The sequence below is a fragment of the Pseudomonas sp. XS1P51 genome (genome assembly GCF_054897845.1).
The window spans coordinates 4,238,144-4,255,141 of sequence record NZ_CM142707.1; the positions used below are offsets into that span (position 1 = coordinate 4,238,144).

The following is a 16,998-nucleotide window of genomic DNA, read 5'->3' on the forward strand; positions in this document are numbered from 1 at the left end:
GGCCTATTCCAGCAAGAGGTGGCGGGCGAGCCCTTCGATGTAGGTTTCATCCTGGCCGTTGGGGTGTGCTTCGAAGGCCAGGTGCAGGTATTCGTGGGTCAGGTCGAGGCGGTCTTGCAGCGACAGCACGCCACGCACGTAGATGCGCTGGCGTTCGCGGTCGACATAGGGGCGGCCGAAGGCCAGGCGGCAGACGGCGAACGTGCTGACTTCGTTGTAGCCGACTTCGCTTTCGAGCTGTTGGCGCCAGCCGCGGCGTTGGCTTTGTAGCCAGTCCTGGGCGGCGGGCAGAGCTTTGCAGGAGGCGAGGGGGTTGTCCCAGCGGCTGAGGCTGGCGCGCGGGTAGGCGTGCAGCAGGATGGCGTCGTAGCGTTGGCCGGCGTTGGCTTGTTCGACGGCGTGCTGCCAGGAGAGTTTGTCCGGGCCGGGTTGGTCGGAGTGGTAGGTAACGGTGCTGCCAGCCAGGACGAGATCGCTGGTCCAGGCGGCGATGTTGCGCGATTCGGTCGTGGCCGGGCGTGGCGCAACGCGTTGGCGGCTGCTGCTGTCGTCGATGCTCAGGCAGTCACCGCTGCGGGTGGCGTTTTGCAGGAGATAGGTGCGGATGGCGATGGCCAGGGCTTTGGCGGCTTCCAAAGGTTCGGGCCGGGCTTCGCGCTGCAGGACACGGGCGACGTATTCTTCGCGGCCCAGACGGGCGATGAGTTTGTCCTTAAGTAAAAACAACTCGCCGTCGCTGTGGATATCGAGTTGGTTGCCGTTGGTGAACTCGACGCGGTAATCGCCCTGCATGGGGCCGGACGAAATAACACGATCCCCCGCCAAAACGCGCTCAATCGGATAACGGGAAAACAGTCCGACTTCGACGCAACGCCCCGCCTCCGTCGGCCAGTCAACCGGCAGCACAGACGCCAACGCCTCGCCGTAATTGCGCAGAACCATCTGACTGGTCCCCCGCCCGCCGGCCCAGATTGGCGTGCCATCTGCCAACCACCCGGCAAACCCGCCCTGGCGCGATGCAGGATCCTGATCCCCCAACCAGCTCCAGGTTTTCACCCGCAACCGGCCACCGAGTTCGCCCACGACATTGCCGTCAGCAGCATTCAACACCACGTCGAGCAACACACGCCGCGCCTGATCCTGCGCCGGCATCACGGCCAGCGCCTTCAACAACTCAGTCACTGAAACCCGTGTGGATGGTTGCAACGAAGGCAAGTCCAGCAACCACTCCGGCGCCTGTCGCGCTTGCCAATACTGGCGCCAGTCATCGCCAGAAATCCCCAATCGCGCAGGCTCGAAATACAACCCGCAAGACTTCACCAACGCCTGATCGCGCCCAATCTTGCCGCCCGCGGTGCAGCAATAAACTTCCTCTTTCGACTGCCCGCGACATTCATAAGCCGGCTCATGCGCGCCGGTATCCACCAGCCAGCCGTAGACAAACAACTTCCACACACTGCCCAACGGTGTCTGCAACTCAGAAGGCAACGGCTCACGAGAGATCACCTGAGTCCGACTCAAGGAAAGCAATTCACCCTTGAAGCCCAGACGCAGCGGCTCGTCCTGCGCTGTCGCCAGCGCGGGAATCAAGCAAAGCAGCCACCAGACCAGAGGCCGGGTCATATCAGTTGACCGTGACCTGGCCCAAGGCCGGTTTCTGTTCCTGAGCCTGATGCTGAGGCGCATAAACCTGGGTGAAGCGAACGGGCGGCAAGTTGAACTGACCCTTTTGCGAGAAGCGCACCAGATGACGCAGGCGCAATTCACCGCTCAGCGCATCCACCGGAATGGCATACGCCATTTGCCCCGGCTCGAAGCGGGCCTTCTCCAGCGCGGTCGGTTCGGTACCGGCCTTGCCCATGAGTTTGATGCCCCACGTGGTGCGCTCGACGTCACCGCCCGGTGGCAGCGGTACTTCGATCATCCCGTAGCGCAGCGGCTTGGTAGCTTTGCTGGTGATGATCACTTCGTCCAGATAGAGGCTGTCGCTGGACAACGGCTTGCTACCGACCGCTTCAAGCTTGAAGGTGAACGCTTCATCACCCGGCACCAGACGCGACAGGCGACGAGTGATGGTGACGGCCATCGGATCAACCAACGGCTGCCTGGTCTGGAAGCTCAACGCGGCCCGCAGCGGACGCTCTTGTGTCCCGGTCAGCGACAACGCTGCCGGTACGGGCACAGCACCCTGCCACGTCCAATACATCTCACCGGTATCACCGTGTTCTTTCTTCCAGCCTTCACCCGGTGCCAGTGCGATAGTGGGCGAGGCCTGCTCGATGCTGCGCTGCAACCAGGTCAACGCCAAGGCGCGTTCCAGAGTCGATTGCTGTGGCAGCAAACGCTGCAACAACGCTTGAGCGTGAGCCTGATCGAAGGCTTGCAACGACAGGTTCAACGCTTCGGCAAACGGTTGAGAGCTGACCGCCAAACGTTGCTGTGCATCGGCCAGTTGCCGGTTGAAAGCGTCCGGTGGATCAACCTTCGACTGCTTGGCCAAAGACGCGGTCAACGCACGAGCCGCAGCCAACCCGAGCGCCGAATCGGGATCGCTCATGACAATGCTGTCTTCACCATCCTCCATCAGGTTCGCCGCATTGCCCTCGCCCGCGTTCGCCAGATCGTCCATCAACCCGCTGATCAACGTGTTCACCGGCAATTGCATCTGCTTGGCGAACGACAGGATCAGCGCCCGCTGCAACAGCGGCGTGTTTTTGGCCTGCTTCGAGTAAACCTCCAGCACCCGCTGCCAATGCTCCGGCGGCAAGCTCAGTTCCAGCGCTTTGCTGGCGTGCCAGTCGGCGTAATAAGCATACGCGGTGAGGAACGCATCCGGCTCACCGTCCATGCCCCACCACGTGAAGCTCGCCGAAGGTCCGGCCATCTGCACCAGGCGTAGACGACTGTTTTGCATGATCAGGCGCAAGCGATCACGGATCTGCGGGTTCGATGACAAGGTCGGATACGCAATGCTCAGCGGCAGCAAACGACTGGCGGTCTGCTCGACGCCGCCGTACGGATAGCTCAGCAAATCATCAAGTGCCGAGCGGAACAGCGCTTGCGGACTGTCATCCAGGCGCAGGCGAATATCCGTGGCGTCCGCCGGCAAGGTCAGCGGCGTGTCACCGCTGGCCACGTCCAGATTTTGGCTTTGCGTGACTTGCCAACCTTCACCCGTCGCGGTCAGGCGCACGGCCAAGGCATCGGCGGTTTTACCGTCCTGCACCAGCTCGGCAGTCCACTCACCATTGGCCAATGCGAACGCTGGCAATGCGATGTAGTTGATGCCGTTGTTCAGCGTCACCGGCACGCGTTGTTCCGCGCCACCGTAGTGAATTACCAGCTCGGCCTTGACCGGGGTTTCGGCCTGACTGAAAGCAAACACACCAAGATCCGGTTTATCGCCAGTACGGAATCGGGTCGGGCCGCTCCACTTCAGGTACAGCGGTTTTTCCGAACGCAGGAACTGCTTCTTCTGCCCGACCTGACCGTCATCGGCGATGGCCCGGGCGGTAATGCGCCAGCGGGTCAGCGAGTCCGGCATCTTGAAGGTGAAGCGGGTTTTACCATTGGCGTCGGTCACCAACTCCGGTTGCCACGCGGCAGTGTCGACGTCTTCGCGACGCGGCCGCTCCAGCACTTTCACACCCCGCTCACTGCGGTTGGCTTTGCCCGGCGCGCCTGGACTTCCCGGCAATGCCACGTCATAGCTAATGAACGACAGACTGGCGCTGGTACGTACGTTGTTGCGGCGCGGGTGGTAGAAGAACTGGTCGATGGTCGGCGCGACTTCCGGTTGCAGTGCGTAGACCATTTCGTCGACCACGCTGACCGTCAGATGCGCAGGAATCGGCTTGCCGGCGAACTGGGTCGTGAGGTCCACGGACACGGTTTCGCCCGGTTGATACGCCTCTTTATCAGTCGCAATGTCCACGTCAATTTGCGGTGCGATGACCTTGATACCGGCGTTCTGGAAGCTGTACTGACCGCCCTTGGTGTAGAGCACCGAGAAGGTCAGGTTCGGCGCGAAATTGTCTTTCACCGGGATGCGCGCGCGGTATTGGGTGTCGCTGAGTTTTTCCATCTTCAGCCAGTCACCGCCCTTGGACAGCAGCGCAGTAGCCTCGACCTTGTCGCGCTCCAGCGACAGCAACGCATCGCTCACCGGCTCGGGGAAAGTGATCAATGCTAGCGCTTCGTCACCGGCCTTGTATTCGGGTTTATCAAGGACGATTTCCACGGTGCCGGGCACGGCTTTGACGCCGTCGCCAGTGACCGAATGGCCGGTGGCGCCGACCACGCGACCGTGGTCATCTTTCAAGGTCAGGTTGTAAGTGCCGGGACGCTCGAACGCCAGCGTGAAGCCTTTATCGGTTGCGGCAAGTTTGCCTTCGCCGGTGCTCTGATCTTCCAGACGCACCCAGCTGTAGCCGCTCGGTACAACCGCTTTGCTCTGCTCGCTGCCACCTTCGTTCAGGTAGCTGAACGCAACCTTGTCGCCCACCGCGCTGAACCGTTGAGGCGCGCTCAAACGGAAACTGGCGGCACCACGATCGATGAGGATTTCCTTGGTGGTCTTGACCCGATACGCCGCGCCATCGCTGGCAAAAACGGTGAGCATGTAGCGGCTCGGTTTCTCGGCGGCCGGCAGGTCGAGGGTCGCATTGCCCTTGGAATCGGTGGTCAGTTCGGCACTGGTCAGCTCCACCGGGAATTGCCCGAGGTATTGCAGTTCGTTGTCGACCATCGACAGTTGTTGCGCGCGCAGGCTCAGGCTCAACTTGGCGTTCGCCACCGGTTTACCGTCGGGGTACAGCAGCACCAGGCTGCCTTTGACCGGCTCGCCGGTGCGGTAATCCTGCTTGGCCAGGTTTAGCGATATTTCGAAGTGCGGCTTGATGTATTCGGCCACGCGAAAGGCGCTGCTGTAGGCCTGATCCTTGTAGCTGAAGCGCAGTTCATAACCACCGGCCACCGCGTTATCCGGTAACTGGAAACGACCTTGGGTGCCGGCCTTGGAATCGAGTTTCAGCACCAACGATTGCAGCGCCGTGCCGGTGGCGTCGAGCACGGTCACGTTGACGTCGGCGGCGGTCGGCAGCACCGAATCGCGAGCGTTCTTGAACTCACGACCGACGATTTTCAGCGACACCCAATCCCCCGGCCGATACAGCGGCCGGTCGGTGAACGCATAGAGTTTGGTGTCGTAGATTTCGCTGTCGTAATAAAAGTTTTCGGAGACAAACACACCACCCTCTTCGTCCTCGCCGATCACGAACGAACGCTCCGGGCTGACGTGTTTCAGACGCAGCAAACCATCGGTATCGGTGGCGCCGCTGCTCATCACGCCGAGGCCATCGGTCCACAGCACGTTGACCTTGGGCACCGAACTGCCTTCGTGTTTGCGCGCGGCCCAGACCACCAGTTCATCACCGGCAATTTTGCTCACGGCGACAGTGTTCGAGACGAAGACCATGGTGGTCGCGCGGTACTTGCCGATCAGCGCTTCCACCAAATACAAGCCCGGTTTCAGGTTGCCCAACGGGATGTAGACGTTACCCGGTGCGACGCTGACGAACTCGCTGGAAGAGCCCGCCAGGTTCACACCTGTCGGCGGCTGGATCGGTTTGGCTTGCCACAGCGGATAGCGGAATTGGCTGACCACCGGCAGGCCCGGAATCAAGGCGAATTGCGGCTGAGCGTCGTAGGGCGTTGGCGCGGCGATGGCGGTGCCCATCTTCAGTTCCGGCACTTCCTCGGTGACTTGTTTACGCGACTCGTAGGAAAACGCTCGCTGCATCACCCGACGGGATTTGCGATACCAGTTGTCCCACAGGTACGCGAGAGTGTTCGACAGGCCTTCGCCCTTGAACTGGCCATCGCTGACCACGCGGTGCAGGTTCTTCTGGCGCTTGAGGAAATCCAGCGGTTTGTCGATGCGATACACGCGAATGTCGGCGCCGCCGTAAGGCTCCATGCGAAACCGGCGATAGTCGCGGCCCGGCGCTTCGAGGCGAACCATGGCCAGCTCGTCACTGGCAAAACTGCTGTCCGCCAGCAGGAAAAAGCTTTCACCGGCGACCGGCGTGTAGCCGCTCGGCTCGACGGTGTCTTCAGCGTTGACCGCCGAAAAAGGCAGCACTAATACCAACAGCAGAGGCAGAAAACGCAGCATGCGGGCACCGGTCATTGGGAGAGAAAGTTCAGTCGATAGACGCCGATGAAGTTGGGGTTGGCTGCGTCGGGTATCCATCGGGTGTCCTTCCATGTCATGAGTTGCTGCAGGCTCGCGGAACGCATGCCGTTGTCTGTGGGGGTGGTGGTGCCGGTGTGATAGGCGATGTAGCGGCCCATCCAGATCATCAGGTGCTGGTCGTCGCCCTGATCGAAAAACATCAGGTCGCCGGGCCGGGCCTGGGCCAGATCGCGACCGACCAGATGACTGTTGAACTGAATCAGTTTGATCGCGTTGACGTACGGCCCGACCTTGCCGCCGCCCTGTTGCCATTGCTGGGCGAGGCCGCGCTGGGCGTCGCTCAATTGCAGCTCCGGCGGCAGGTAGCGGTTGGACAGGCCATTGCTGCGCAGCCATTTGTCGTCGTGGGCTTTCAGCGCTTCGTTGGCGGCAAAACGGACCAGCCCGGCGCAGTCCTGCTGGTACCAGCGCGGGCTCGGTCCCTGGGTCAGTTGTTCCTGGGCGATACGCACGAACCAGGCGCGGAACACCTGGGATTGCTGCACGTCGAGCGGCGGCGCCTCAGTGGCAAATACCCGACTGCCCAGCAACATCGCCAGCAGGCCGAGGCCTCGGATGAGTGCGGTCACAGGGCTTTCCATTCCAGCGGCAGCCATTGCCAATGGCCGTCCGGTTCACTGCCTTCCGGCAAGGTCAGGGCGTACTTGCCGTAGCCACCAAGCTTGCGCAGTTTCGGGATCAGGTAGGTTTGTGCGGCGTTGTAGAACACCGGTTCCATGTCCTGCTGCAGGCTGTCGAGGGTTTCCTGTTGCATCAGTTGCGCCATGGAGTCCGGGCCGAAGTAGACCGGCATCAGCAGGTCTTTCGGCACCACATCGGCCATCGGCGGAAAGCGTTTGTCGAGGGTGCCGAGGGCTTTGTCCACAAGCTTGTCGTCGAGGGAGAACAGCAGCGTCGAACCGTGGCGCGCAAGGCTCACACGCATGAACGCCTTACCAGTGATCGCGTCCGGTTGCTCGGCATCCTTGGCCGCATAAGGGCCGAAATTGGAGCTGACCTGACGCTGCCATTGGTGAGATTCGCCTTCCTGTTTCTCGACCACCGGGAACGCGTGCTCTTCAACATTGCCTTCGTAGGCACCCACCATCGAAGAGAACAAGTTTCCCAGATCGCCGTCGAGTTTTGCACTGTCCTTGTCGTTCAGACTGGCCACCAGCAGCGGCGTGTACAGCCGCGAATCGGCGTACCAACACAGGCCCGCTGCACCGGCCATGTGCTCAGTCAGAGCTTGGGCCACGGTTTCTTCGGCGCCGAGTTTTACCAGCAGCGGCTTCTGTTGTTCAGCGGCCAGTGGCAGGGCCACGCACGCACTGGCGCCCATCGGCATGGCTTGCCAGATCGGTTTGAAATCGAAGTCCGGCTGGTTGTCCAGTTCGTCCATGGCGAGGAAGCTGTGCCAGCCCTTGTCGTCCATGTCGAAGCGCAGACCGGCGAAGTTCGGGATGAAGCGCTGATACCCCATGGCCAGGACACTGGAATTGACCGAGAGGCGTTGCTTCACCTCAGGCGCACGCGGTTGCAGGCCGAAAGCCTCGGGGAACAGTTTGTCGCCGTTGAGCAACGCGGCAATGGCCACGGTCGAGACACTGCCCGGTTCTTCGGTCGAACCGCTGCCCGGATCGTAGAGTTTCGTCGGATTGGACAGCACCACCAGTTTGTCGCCATGAGAGGCGAACACCAGCGCCTTGCTGGCATTGTAGTTGAGTTGATAGAGCGCAACGTCGTCGGCGCCGACTTTCACATCGCCGATTTTGCTCAGCTGCGAATCATCCAGCGCGACTTTGGCCAGCGGCTCCAGCACCTTGGCCAGACCACCGCGATCCATCACCAACAGGAAATCCTTGAGCCGACCATCCGCCCCCCGCCACAGCGCCACATCCGCTGGCTGATCGAAAAGTTGTTCGATCAAGCTGTCCTGCAATTTCAGGTCATGTTCGTAAATGATCCGCCGCAGACTGCCGATCAGTCCGAGGCGATCAGCATGCGCTTCGTAATAGAAGACGAAATCTTCAGTCAGGGTTTCCTTGAGAAACGGCACCGCCAGCAAGTCCTTGGGCAATTGGCTCAGGGAGTGGGTTTCAAGCAAGCCATCCAGCCGGCTCATGCCCAGTTTGTCACTGGCCAACTCCGCTGGCGGCGCTTTGGGTTTGTGCATGAACCAGCCCAGCCCACCTGCCACACCAGCGACCAGGCACAGCCCGACCAGCAGCGCCGGCCAACGCCGGGAAGGTTTGGCTGCGGGTGCTTCGGCAGCCAGGGAAACAGTGTTATCGCTCATGTTTACAAAACCCAGTTCATCCGTGGTGCGGGATGCTCAATAGTTGAAAGTCTTGACCAGCAGCAGGTCACCGATCGCGCGCAGGGGCACGATGAAGGTCTCGCGTTTTTCGTCGACGGTGTTTTCGTTGAGCACCAGGTTGATCTGCGAGGTGATCACCTCGTTCTGGTTGCTGGTCTCCTCGAAGTTATAGCCGCCGCTGCCGAAGTTGCCCCAATAGTTCACGTAAACCAGATAGGTGCCATGCAGCGGCGCGGTCATGGTGAACATTTCCGGGCCGGGGCCGTCGACGCCGTCCGGGTCCAGCCCACCGCCGTTGCTCATCGCCGGGCGAGCCCAGAACGCGTGTTGGCCGTCGGGGGTAATGATGTGCAGGTCGAGTTCGGCCTTGGGATCGTCCCAGCCCAGCACCACGCGAATCCGTGCCGGGGTGCGCAGGTTGTTGGCTTCATAGAATTGAACGCGCTTGAGCGATTGGCCTTCGGAACTGCGCACTTCGACGCTGTTGGAGCCGGCGCCGAACGCGTACGGCCGGGCGAAACGCCCTTGGTCGTCGGTGTACAGGTTCACGGGATTGCCGTTGACCGCCAGGCTGTGGGGCGGTCGCAGCGTGCCGATGGCCTTGAGCTGGCCTTCGATCATCGTGCGATTGCGTTGTACGCCCCGGTCGATGGGTGGCGTGGGATAGGCGACTCGAGGGTTTTCAGTGCGGTCCAGCAGCCCGGAGTAACGCCAGCCGCCCACCGGTTCCGACAACTCGGCGGTCGGCTCGGCCCAGGCTGCGCTCGCGCAGGCCAGCCCCATCAGCACTAGAAGAAATGAACGCATGTGACGCCTCCTGCCATGCATAACGAAACCTTGCGCCTGATCCTCGGCGCGTTACAGATCCAAATACTGCGTTTCGTCAGAAAGACCCGTGACTGTTGGGTCGTAGAAGGCGCGAAGGTTAGCCATTCGGCGGTTTTTTAACAATCGGATACCTCTGAATTTGCGGCAGAAGTCACGCACATTCCGGGCGTGAGCCGAATAGCGATCTTATTCGACTCATAAAGTGAGCCGAATAAACCCCAACACTCCTCGGATACGCCAAACCTTTGTGGCGGGGGGCTTGCCCCCTCGCCACAAAGGTAGCGTTCGCGCCCACGATACAGTGGCCGAATGCCCCCGTTCATTTGCCCATAACCCCCATGTCTGCTAGTGTCGCGCCGGTTTAACGTCAACCGGAAATAGCCGCCATGGCCCGCAAAAAAGCTGCACTGGATTTCGAACAATCCCTCGCTGACCTGCAAACGCTGGTGGAGCGACTGGAGAACGGCGAACTGTCGCTGGAAGACTCGCTGACGGCTTTCGAGCAGGGCATCGGTCTGACCCGCGATTGCCAGGCGGCGCTGGCCCAGGCCGAGCAAAAGGTTCAGGTGTTGCTCGAGCGTGATGGCGAGCTGGCCGAGGAACCCTTCGACGCGGATCAGCCAGAATGATTGCAGCGTATTCGGCGACCAGCCAGGCCCGCGTCAACGCTGCACTGGAAACCCTGTTCAACGCGCCAAGCCCCGAGCTTGCGCGTCTGTACGAAGCCATGCGCTACAGCGTGATGAATGGCGGCAAACGGGTGCGCCCGCTGCTGGCCTACGCAGCCTGCGAAGCGCTGGGCGGCCAGGCTGAGCAAGCCAACGGCGCGGCGTGCGCGGTAGAGCTGATCCACGCCTATTCCCTGGTGCATGACGATTTGCCGGCGATGGACGACGACGATCTGCGTCGCGGCCAGCCAACGACCCACAAGAAATTCGACGAAGCCTGCGCGATTCTCGCCGGTGATGGTTTGCAGAGCCTGGCGTTCAGCGCCCTGCTCGACCCGCGCCTGAGCACGCTGGACGCTGAAATCCGTCTGCAAATGGTCAGCGCGCTGGCGTTGGCGGCGGGCCCGGCGGGCATGGTCGGCGGTCAGGCCATCGACCTCGGCTCGGTCGGCCTGAAGCTCGATCAAAAAGCCCTCGAATACATGCATCGGCACAAGACCGGCGCGTTGATCGAGGTCAGCGTCAAGCTCGGAGCCCTGGCCAGTGGCCGTGCCGAAAAGGACGAGCTGAAGTCCTTGCAGACTTATGCACAGGCCATCGGCCTGGCATTTCAGGTGCAGGACGACATTCTCGACGTCGAAAGCGATACCGAAACCCTCGGCAAACGCCAGGGCGCCGACATTGCTCGCGACAAGCCGACCTACCCGGCCCTGCTCGGCCTCGACGATGCCAAGGCCTACGCCCTGGAACTGCGCGATCAGGCCCTGCACGCGCTGCGACCGTTTGACGCGGCCGCCGAGCCGTTGCGTGACCTGGCCCGTTATATCGTCGACCGGCGCAGCTGACGGTGTATCCGCCAAGTTAAAACCAACGCGTGGGCAGGGGGCGATGCATCAGGTAAACTGCCGCATCTTTTATACCTATAACGATTCGCCTGATGCCCACGACGTTTCATGAGATTCCCCGCAAGCGCCCGACCACGCCCCTGCTCGACCGTGCCAACACGCCGGACGGCCTGCGCCGGTTAGGCGAAGCCGAGCTGGAAACCCTGGCCGATGAGTTGCGCCTGGAATTGCTCTACACGGTCGGTCAGACCGGCGGGCATTTCGGTGCCGGCCTGGGCGTCATCGAACTGACCATCGCGCTGCATTACGTCTTCGACACCCCGGACGACCGGCTGGTGTGGGACGTGGGTCATCAGGCCTATCCGCACAAAATCCTCACCGGCCGTCGCGAGCGCATGGGCACCCTGCGCCAGAAGGACGGCGTCGCAGCCTTCCCGCGTCGTTCCGAGAGCGAGTACGACACCTTTGGCGTCGGCCACTCCAGCACCTCGATCAGCGCAGCGCTGGGCATGGCGATTGCCGCCCGCCTGCAGAACAGTGATCGCAAGGCGATTGCCGTGATCGGCGACGGCGCACTGACTGCCGGCATGGCGTTCGAGGCGCTGAACCATGCGCCGGAAGTGAACGCCAACATGCTGGTGATCCTCAACGACAACGACATGTCGATCTCGCGCAACGTCGGCGGGCTGTCGAACTATCTGGCGAAGATTCTTTCCAGCCGTACTTACGCGAGCATGCGTGAAGGCAGCAAAAAGGTCCTGTCGCGCCTGCCCGGCGCCTGGGAAATCGCTCGTCGCACCGAAGAATACGCCAAGGGCATGCTGGTTCCCGGCACGCTGTTCGAAGAGCTGGGCTGGAACTACATCGGCCCGATCGATGGCCACGACCTGCCAACCCTGATCGCCACACTGCGCAACATGCGCGATCTGAAAGGCCCGCAGTTCCTGCACGTCGTCACCAAGAAAGGCAAAGGCTTCGCCCCGGCGGAAGTCGACCCGATCGGTTACCACGCGATCACCAAACTCGAACCCGTTGATGCGCCGGCCGCCGCGCCGAAGAAAGCCAGCGGGCCAAAGTATTCCGGCGTATTCGGTGAATGGCTGTGCGACATGGCCGCTTCTGATCCGCGCCTGGTCGGCATCACTCCGGCGATGAAAGAAGGCTCCGACCTGGTGGCCTTCAGCGAGCGTTTTCCGCTGCGCTACTTCGACGTGGCGATTGCCGAGCAACACGCCGTGACCCTCGCTGCCGGCATGGCCTGCGAAGGTGTGAAACCGGTGGTGGCGATCTATTCGACATTCCTGCAACGCGGTTACGACCAGCTTGTGCATGATGTGGCGGTGCAAAACCTCGACGTGCTGTTCGCCATCGACCGCGCCGGCCTGGTGGGCGAAGACGGCCCGACGCATGCGGGCAGCTTCGATCTGTCGTTCCTGCGTTGTATCCCCGGCTTGCTGGTGATGACGCCGAGCGATGAAAATGAACTGCGCAAGATGCTCACCACCGGCCACCTGTACAACGGCCCGGCGGCGGTGCGCTACCCGCGCGGCAATGGTCCGAACGCGACGATCGAGAAAGACCTGCAACCGATCGAAATCGGTAAAGGTGTGGTTCGTCGTCAGGGCAACAAAGTCGCCCTGCTGGTGTTCGGCGTGCAACTGGCCGAGGCGCTGAAAGTCGCCGAGACGCTGGATGCCACCGTGGTCGATATGCGCTTCGTCAAACCGCTCGATGAAGAACTGGTTCGCGAGATTGCCGGCAGCCACGAGTTGCTGGTGACCATCGAAGAGAACGCGATCATGGGCGGTGCCGGTGGCGCGGTCAGCGAGTTCCTCGCCCGCGAAAACATCCTCAAGTCGATGCTGCACCTGGGTTTGCCGGACAGCTACGTCGAGCACGCCAAGCCTGCGCAAATGCTGGCGGAGTGTGGGTTGGATGAGGCCGGGATCGAGGCTTCGGTTCGACAGCGCTTGCAACTATTGAATATCTAGCACTCCCCCCTGTAGGAGCTGCCGAAGGCTGCGATCTTTTGATCTTGATCTTCGGCAACTCCAAAATCTGAAAAAGCAAAATCAAAAGATCGCAGCCTTCGGCAGCGCCTACAGGAGGTTGTGTCGTAGCTGAATTCTCCTCGGATCATCCATGAAACTCTCCCCCCTCACCCTGACGCTGACCCTTCTGCCGTCCGGCCAACTCCTGGCCGACACCTTTGAACGCGACCAGGCCCTGAAGCTGCCCGATGTGCTGATCAGCGCCAACCGCCAGGTCGAAGCCCGCAACGACAGCAGCGCCGCCAACACCGTGTTCACCCGAGAAGACATCGGCCGTCTGCAACCGAGCAGCGTCACTGACCTGCTGAACCGTGTACCCGGCGTGCAAGTCGCGCCACTCGGTGGACGCGGCAGTCTGCCGGGCATTTACATTCGCGGCACCCAGTCGGCCCAAAGCCTGGTGCTGGTGGACGGTCAACGCATCGGCAACTCGACCTCCGGCGACAGTAACCTGCAACACATCAACATCGAGCAAGTCGAGCGCGTGGAAGTGCTGCGCGGTTCCCGATCGGTGATTTACGGCAGCGATGCGATTGGCGGAGTGATTCAGATCTTTACTCGTCGTGGCGGCGAACAAGGCCTGCAACCGCGCCTGCACGCGGGCTTTGGCAGCAACCAGACCTGGGAACGCAGCCTCGGGCTGTCTGGCGGCGATGAGAAGACCCGCTTAAACCTCGGCGCCAGCCTCGATGAAACCGCCGGGATCAATCGTACCCACGAGTCGTACCCGAGCGATGGCGATCACGATGAGTACCGCAACAAATCGATGAGTTTGAGCCTGAGTCATGCGCTCACTGATGACATCGAAATCGGCGCCAACCTGCTGGATAACCGTGGCAAAAGCGAATTCGACAATCCGTTCGGCCGCTTCGACATGGACACCTTCGAGTCGGTCCAGCAGCAGCCCTACAGCGATTTCGCCGTGAGTAGCGTCAGCAGTTACGTCGATGCACGCGTTAACGACATCTGGAAAACCCGAGTCGAGTTCGGCCACAGCGAAAACCGAGAGAAAACCCTCGATAAGCTCAGCGATGAGCGCAGCGTATTCAACACGTATCGCGACTCGGTTAACTGGCAGAACGACCTGACCCTCGACGAGCACAACAGCCTGATCCTCGGCGGCGACTGGTACGAAGACCGCATCAACAGCAGCACGTCGTTTGACGAGGACAGCCGCTGGAACCGTGCGGCGTTTATCCAGCATCGCTATCAGGCGGATAGTTTCTCCACGGAACTGGGCCTGCGCCGCGACCAAAACCAGCAGTTCGGTGGCCAGAACAGCTGGAGCGGCACCTTCACCCTGCCGGTGAACCCGGACAACGACCTGCTGTTGACCTACAGCGAAGGCTTTCGCGCACCGACGTTCAACGACTTGTACTACCCCAAATTCAGCAACCCGAATCTGGAGCCTGAAACCTCGAAAAGCTACGAACTGCAATGGCGCAGTCAGCTGACCGACAGCAGCCGCCTCGAAGCCTCGCTTTATCGTACGGATCTCAAAGACGCGATTATTTTCGGCAGTAACGACCGCCCGCAGAACGTCGCCACGGCGCGGATCAACGGATTTGAAGCGGCATTGAAGCAAGAACTGTTCGGCTGGCAGAGCAACCTTGGCGTGGCGATCATCGACCCACGGGATCGCGACAGCGGTCACACGCTGGCGCGTCGGGCGCGGCGCACCTTGAGCCTGGATCTGGATCGGCAGTTCGACCGGCTGGGCCTCGGCGCCAGTTGGCAGGCGGTCAGCAGCAGCTATGACGATGTGAACAATCAGCAGCCGCTGGGCGGGTATGCGCTGCTGGGGTTACGCAGCAGTTGGGCATTGAATCGTGAGATCAAGCTTGAACTGAAGGTCGATAACCTGCTGGACAAGGGTTATAGCCGGGCGCTGTACAGCCATGAGGGTAGTCAGTATGGGTATCGCGAGGAAGGTCGGGCGTGGATGTTTGGGGTGACCTGGACGCCAGAGATATAGCCACAGATTAGCGGTGTTTCGGCCGGCCTCATCGCGAGCAGGCTCGCTCCCACATTGGATCGGTGGGCGACACAAAACCCTGTGGGAACGAGCCGGCTCGCGAAGGCCGCGCCTCGGTCTTAGCGGTCCGGCGCGATCAAACGGCACAACCTGGCCGTCGCCTCGATCATCTGCCCACTCGGCCGCTCCAGTCCTTTGTCCGTCACCAACAACAATTGCCCCTGCACCACCGCTGCCACCTGCGGCCAGGCCTTCCACGCATCGAGCTGCGCCTGATCACTGGCCAGAATCACCTCGGGATTACGCTGCAACACCGCCTCCACGCTGACCTGCGGCGCGGGTAGCGTCTGGTCGGCAAAGACATTGCGCGCTCCGCACACCTCAAGTGCATCGCTGATGATCTGCTCGCCGCCAACGGTGTATAGCGGCCGATCCCAGACCTGATAAAACACCCGCAGCGGTTCGTCCCGTCGATAACGCTGGCGCAGTGAATCCAGCCGCTGACGCAGGCTTAACGCCAAAGACACGCCACGCTCCGGCCGGCCGAGCCGCTGGGCTATCGTCTCAATCTGCGCGGTGAGTTGTTCAAGGTTGTGAGGTTCGGCGATATAGGTGGGGATGTTCAATCGCTTGAGCTGTTCACGCTGCGCCGGGCCAACACTGCCGGGCCAGAGCAGCAATAAATCGGGTTTCAGGCTGAGCAATCGTTCCATGTCCAACTGGCCGTAGCGGCCAACCGAAGGAAGGTCTTTGAGTTCGGCGGGACGCTCACCGGCATCCAGTACCCCCACCAGCAGGTCGGCAGAGCCCAGCTCAACAACGATTTCAGAGAGAGACGGCGCCAGACTGACAACGCGCTCGACCGCTGTCACCGAACCACTGACGACCAGCAGCAAAACCACCAGCCATACACGCAGCATCAGCCGAGTTGACGCGGAATACGGTAGAGGTAGAACAGCACCGTGGTCGACAACGTCAGCAACACCAGCGGTACCGCTTCGAGGCCGACGAATACCGCCAGCGCACCGATCCAGGCGGGTAAACCAGCGGCCAGGAACGCCGTGCGGCGCTTGGCAGCCAGGGTGATCCAGGCGGCAGGTTCTTCAGAGGTGTCGAGGGCTTTCTGGGTGGCGATCAGTGCGTGTTTGTAGCCGCCGAAAAACTTCAGGCTGACAAACATCGACGCAACACCGGCGATGAACAACGGCATTGCCAGCACCGGCAGAATCGCCTCACTCTGGCCAAACACGCCGTTGATTACGAACAGCGGCAACAAGGCCAGCGCCAGGTATTGCCACCAGCTGAAGGACAATCGCCGCCGCACTTGACCGCGCGTCACGCCCGATCTGCCTCGCCTTGGTGCTCGTTGCCCATCATGTGGTCGAGCTTGCTGGCCTTGGTCGCCAGATACAGTTTGTTGTGCGGGTTGTGGCCCGTGTGCAACGGCACGCGCTCGGCGACCACAATGCCCATGTCGGTCAAGGCTTTGACCTTGCGCGGGTTGTTGGTCATCAGACGCAGGGATTTCACGCCCAGGTGCTCAAGCATCGGCAGGCACATGGCGTAGTCACGCTGGTCAGCGGCAAAGCCCAAACGCTCGTTGGCTTCAACGGTGTCGGCGCCGCCGTCCTGCAATTCATAGGCGCGGATCTTGTTCAGCAAGCCAATGCCACGGCCTTCCTGACGCAAGTACAGCAACACCCCTCGACCTTCACGGGCGATGGCCTGCAAGGCGGCCTCGAGTTGCGAGCCGCAGTCGCAACGCTGGCTGAACAAGGCATCGCCGGTCAGGCATTCTGAATGCAACCGGCCGAGTACCGGGGCACCGTCGGCAAACTCACCCAGGCTCAGCACGACGTGCTCGCGCCCGTTTTCCTCATCGAGAAAGCCGTGCATGGTGAATTGCGCAAAAGGCGTTGGCAGCTTGGAAGCGGCGACAAAAACGACAGGCACCGGTGTGCTCCTGATCTATAGGTACTGGAGATTCGCAGACGCGGCATTGTAACAGCACGTTCCGACAGACGCTTAGGCTGAATTATGGGGCATAACAATCTAAAAGTTTGATCTGCACCCCGC

12 protein-coding genes are annotated in these 16,998 nt (G+C 61.3%); 4 read left to right on the forward strand and 8 right to left on the reverse strand.

The annotated features are described in order from the left end of the window. Positions 1–3: 3 nt before the first annotated feature. The 5 genes from ACYZUD_RS19770 to ACYZUD_RS19790 are packed head-to-tail and all read right to left on the reverse strand — an operon-like array spanning position 4 to position 9,362. A complete protein-coding gene (locus ACYZUD_RS19770) occupies positions 4–1,623 on the reverse strand; it encodes a DUF2300 domain-containing protein (protein ID WP_462019787.1) in 1,620 nt (539 codons plus the stop codon). 1 nt (position 1,624) lies between these two features. Next, positions 1,625–6,190, reverse strand: a complete 4,566-nt coding sequence (locus ACYZUD_RS19775; protein WP_462019788.1) for an alpha-2-macroglobulin family protein — start codon at positions 6,188–6,190, stop codon at positions 1,625–1,627. Next, positions 6,187–6,837: a DUF1175 domain-containing protein gene (locus ACYZUD_RS19780; protein ID WP_462019789.1), complete on the reverse strand. Its 651-nt coding sequence runs from the start codon at positions 6,835–6,837 to the stop codon at positions 6,187–6,189. Before ACYZUD_RS19780 ends, ACYZUD_RS19775 begins: the two co-directional genes overlap by 4 nt. Further along, positions 6,822–8,534 (reverse strand): DUF2138 domain-containing protein, encoded by a 1,713-nt coding sequence (locus tag ACYZUD_RS19785; RefSeq protein ID WP_462019790.1) that lies wholly within the window; start codon positions 8,532–8,534, stop codon positions 6,822–6,824. Before ACYZUD_RS19785 ends, ACYZUD_RS19780 begins: the two co-directional genes overlap by 16 nt. A 36-nt stretch (positions 8,535–8,570) precedes the next feature. Further along, complete coding sequence (locus ACYZUD_RS19790) at positions 8,571–9,362, reverse strand: YfaP family protein (RefSeq protein ID WP_462019791.1); 792 nt, start codon at positions 9,360–9,362, stop codon at positions 8,571–8,573. A gap of 407 nt (positions 9,363–9,769) precedes the next feature. Here ACYZUD_RS19790 and ACYZUD_RS19795 point away from each other — a divergent pair, with 407 nt between their 5' ends. From ACYZUD_RS19795 to ACYZUD_RS19810, 4 genes are all read left to right on the forward strand, one after another. Further along, entirely contained in the window at positions 9,770–10,012 is a 243-nt protein-coding gene (locus ACYZUD_RS19795) for an exodeoxyribonuclease VII small subunit (RefSeq protein ID WP_007894317.1), read from the forward strand. Then, complete coding sequence (ispA, locus tag ACYZUD_RS19800) at positions 10,009–10,896, forward strand: (2E,6E)-farnesyl diphosphate synthase (protein WP_462019792.1); 888 nt, start codon at positions 10,009–10,011, stop codon at positions 10,894–10,896. Before ACYZUD_RS19795 ends, ispA begins: the two co-directional genes overlap by 4 nt. Before the next feature lie 92 nt (positions 10,897–10,988). After that, positions 10,989–12,887 carry a 1-deoxy-D-xylulose-5-phosphate synthase gene (dxs, locus tag ACYZUD_RS19805; protein WP_462019793.1) on the forward strand — a complete coding sequence of 633 codons (1,899 nt, stop codon included), beginning with the start codon at positions 10,989–10,991 and terminating at the stop codon, positions 12,885–12,887. Positions 12,888–13,038: 151 nt separating this feature from the next. Further along, on the forward strand, positions 13,039–14,922 hold the full coding sequence (locus tag ACYZUD_RS19810; protein WP_462019794.1) for a TonB-dependent receptor domain-containing protein: 1,884 nt from the start codon (positions 13,039–13,041) through the stop codon (positions 14,920–14,922). 119 nt (positions 14,923–15,041) lie between these two features. Here the strand turns inward: ACYZUD_RS19810 and ACYZUD_RS19815 are convergent, their stop codons facing one another. Genes ACYZUD_RS19815 through ribA form a run of 3 tightly spaced genes read right to left on the reverse strand, consistent with a single transcriptional unit; the run spans position 15,042 to position 16,875 of the window. Then, on the reverse strand, positions 15,042–15,842 hold the full coding sequence (locus tag ACYZUD_RS19815; protein WP_462019795.1) for a cobalamin-binding protein: 801 nt from the start codon (positions 15,840–15,842) through the stop codon (positions 15,042–15,044). Further along, positions 15,842–16,261 (reverse strand): MFS transporter, encoded by a 420-nt coding sequence (locus tag ACYZUD_RS19820; RefSeq protein WP_462019796.1) that lies wholly within the window; start codon positions 16,259–16,261, stop codon positions 15,842–15,844. The genes ACYZUD_RS19815 and ACYZUD_RS19820 overlap by 1 nt, the downstream gene beginning before the upstream one ends. Beyond that, entirely contained in the window at positions 16,258–16,875 is a 618-nt protein-coding gene (ribA, locus tag ACYZUD_RS19825; RefSeq protein WP_027924335.1) for a GTP cyclohydrolase II, read from the reverse strand. The genes ACYZUD_RS19820 and ribA overlap by 4 nt, the downstream gene beginning before the upstream one ends. Positions 16,876–16,998 lie beyond the last annotated feature (123 nt).

Coding starts and splice junctions, on each gene's coding strand:
- ACYZUD_RS19770 (WP_462019787.1), bottom strand. CDS start 1,623: ATGACCCGGCCTCTGGTCTGGTGGCTGCTTTGCTTGATTCCCGCGCTG.
- ACYZUD_RS19775 (WP_462019788.1), bottom strand. CDS start 6,190: ATGACCGGTGCCCGCATGCTGCGTTTTCTGCCTCTGCTGTTGGTATTA.
- ACYZUD_RS19780 (WP_462019789.1), bottom strand. CDS start 6,837: ATGGAAAGCCCTGTGACCGCACTCATCCGAGGCCTCGGCCTGCTGGCG.
- ACYZUD_RS19785 (WP_462019790.1), bottom strand. CDS start 8,534: ATGAGCGATAACACTGTTTCCCTGGCTGCCGAAGCACCCGCAGCCAAA.
- ACYZUD_RS19790 (WP_462019791.1), bottom strand. CDS start 9,362: ATGCGTTCATTTCTTCTAGTGCTGATGGGGCTGGCCTGCGCGAGCGCA.
- ACYZUD_RS19795 (WP_007894317.1), top strand. CDS start 9,770: ATGGCCCGCAAAAAAGCTGCACTGGATTTCGAACAATCCCTCGCTGAC.
- ispA (WP_462019792.1), top strand. CDS start 10,009: ATGATTGCAGCGTATTCGGCGACCAGCCAGGCCCGCGTCAACGCTGCA.
- dxs (WP_462019793.1), top strand. CDS start 10,989: ATGCCCACGACGTTTCATGAGATTCCCCGCAAGCGCCCGACCACGCCC.
- ACYZUD_RS19810 (WP_462019794.1), top strand. CDS start 13,039: ATGAAACTCTCCCCCCTCACCCTGACGCTGACCCTTCTGCCGTCCGGC.
- ACYZUD_RS19815 (WP_462019795.1), bottom strand. CDS start 15,842: ATGCTGCGTGTATGGCTGGTGGTTTTGCTGCTGGTCGTCAGTGGTTCG.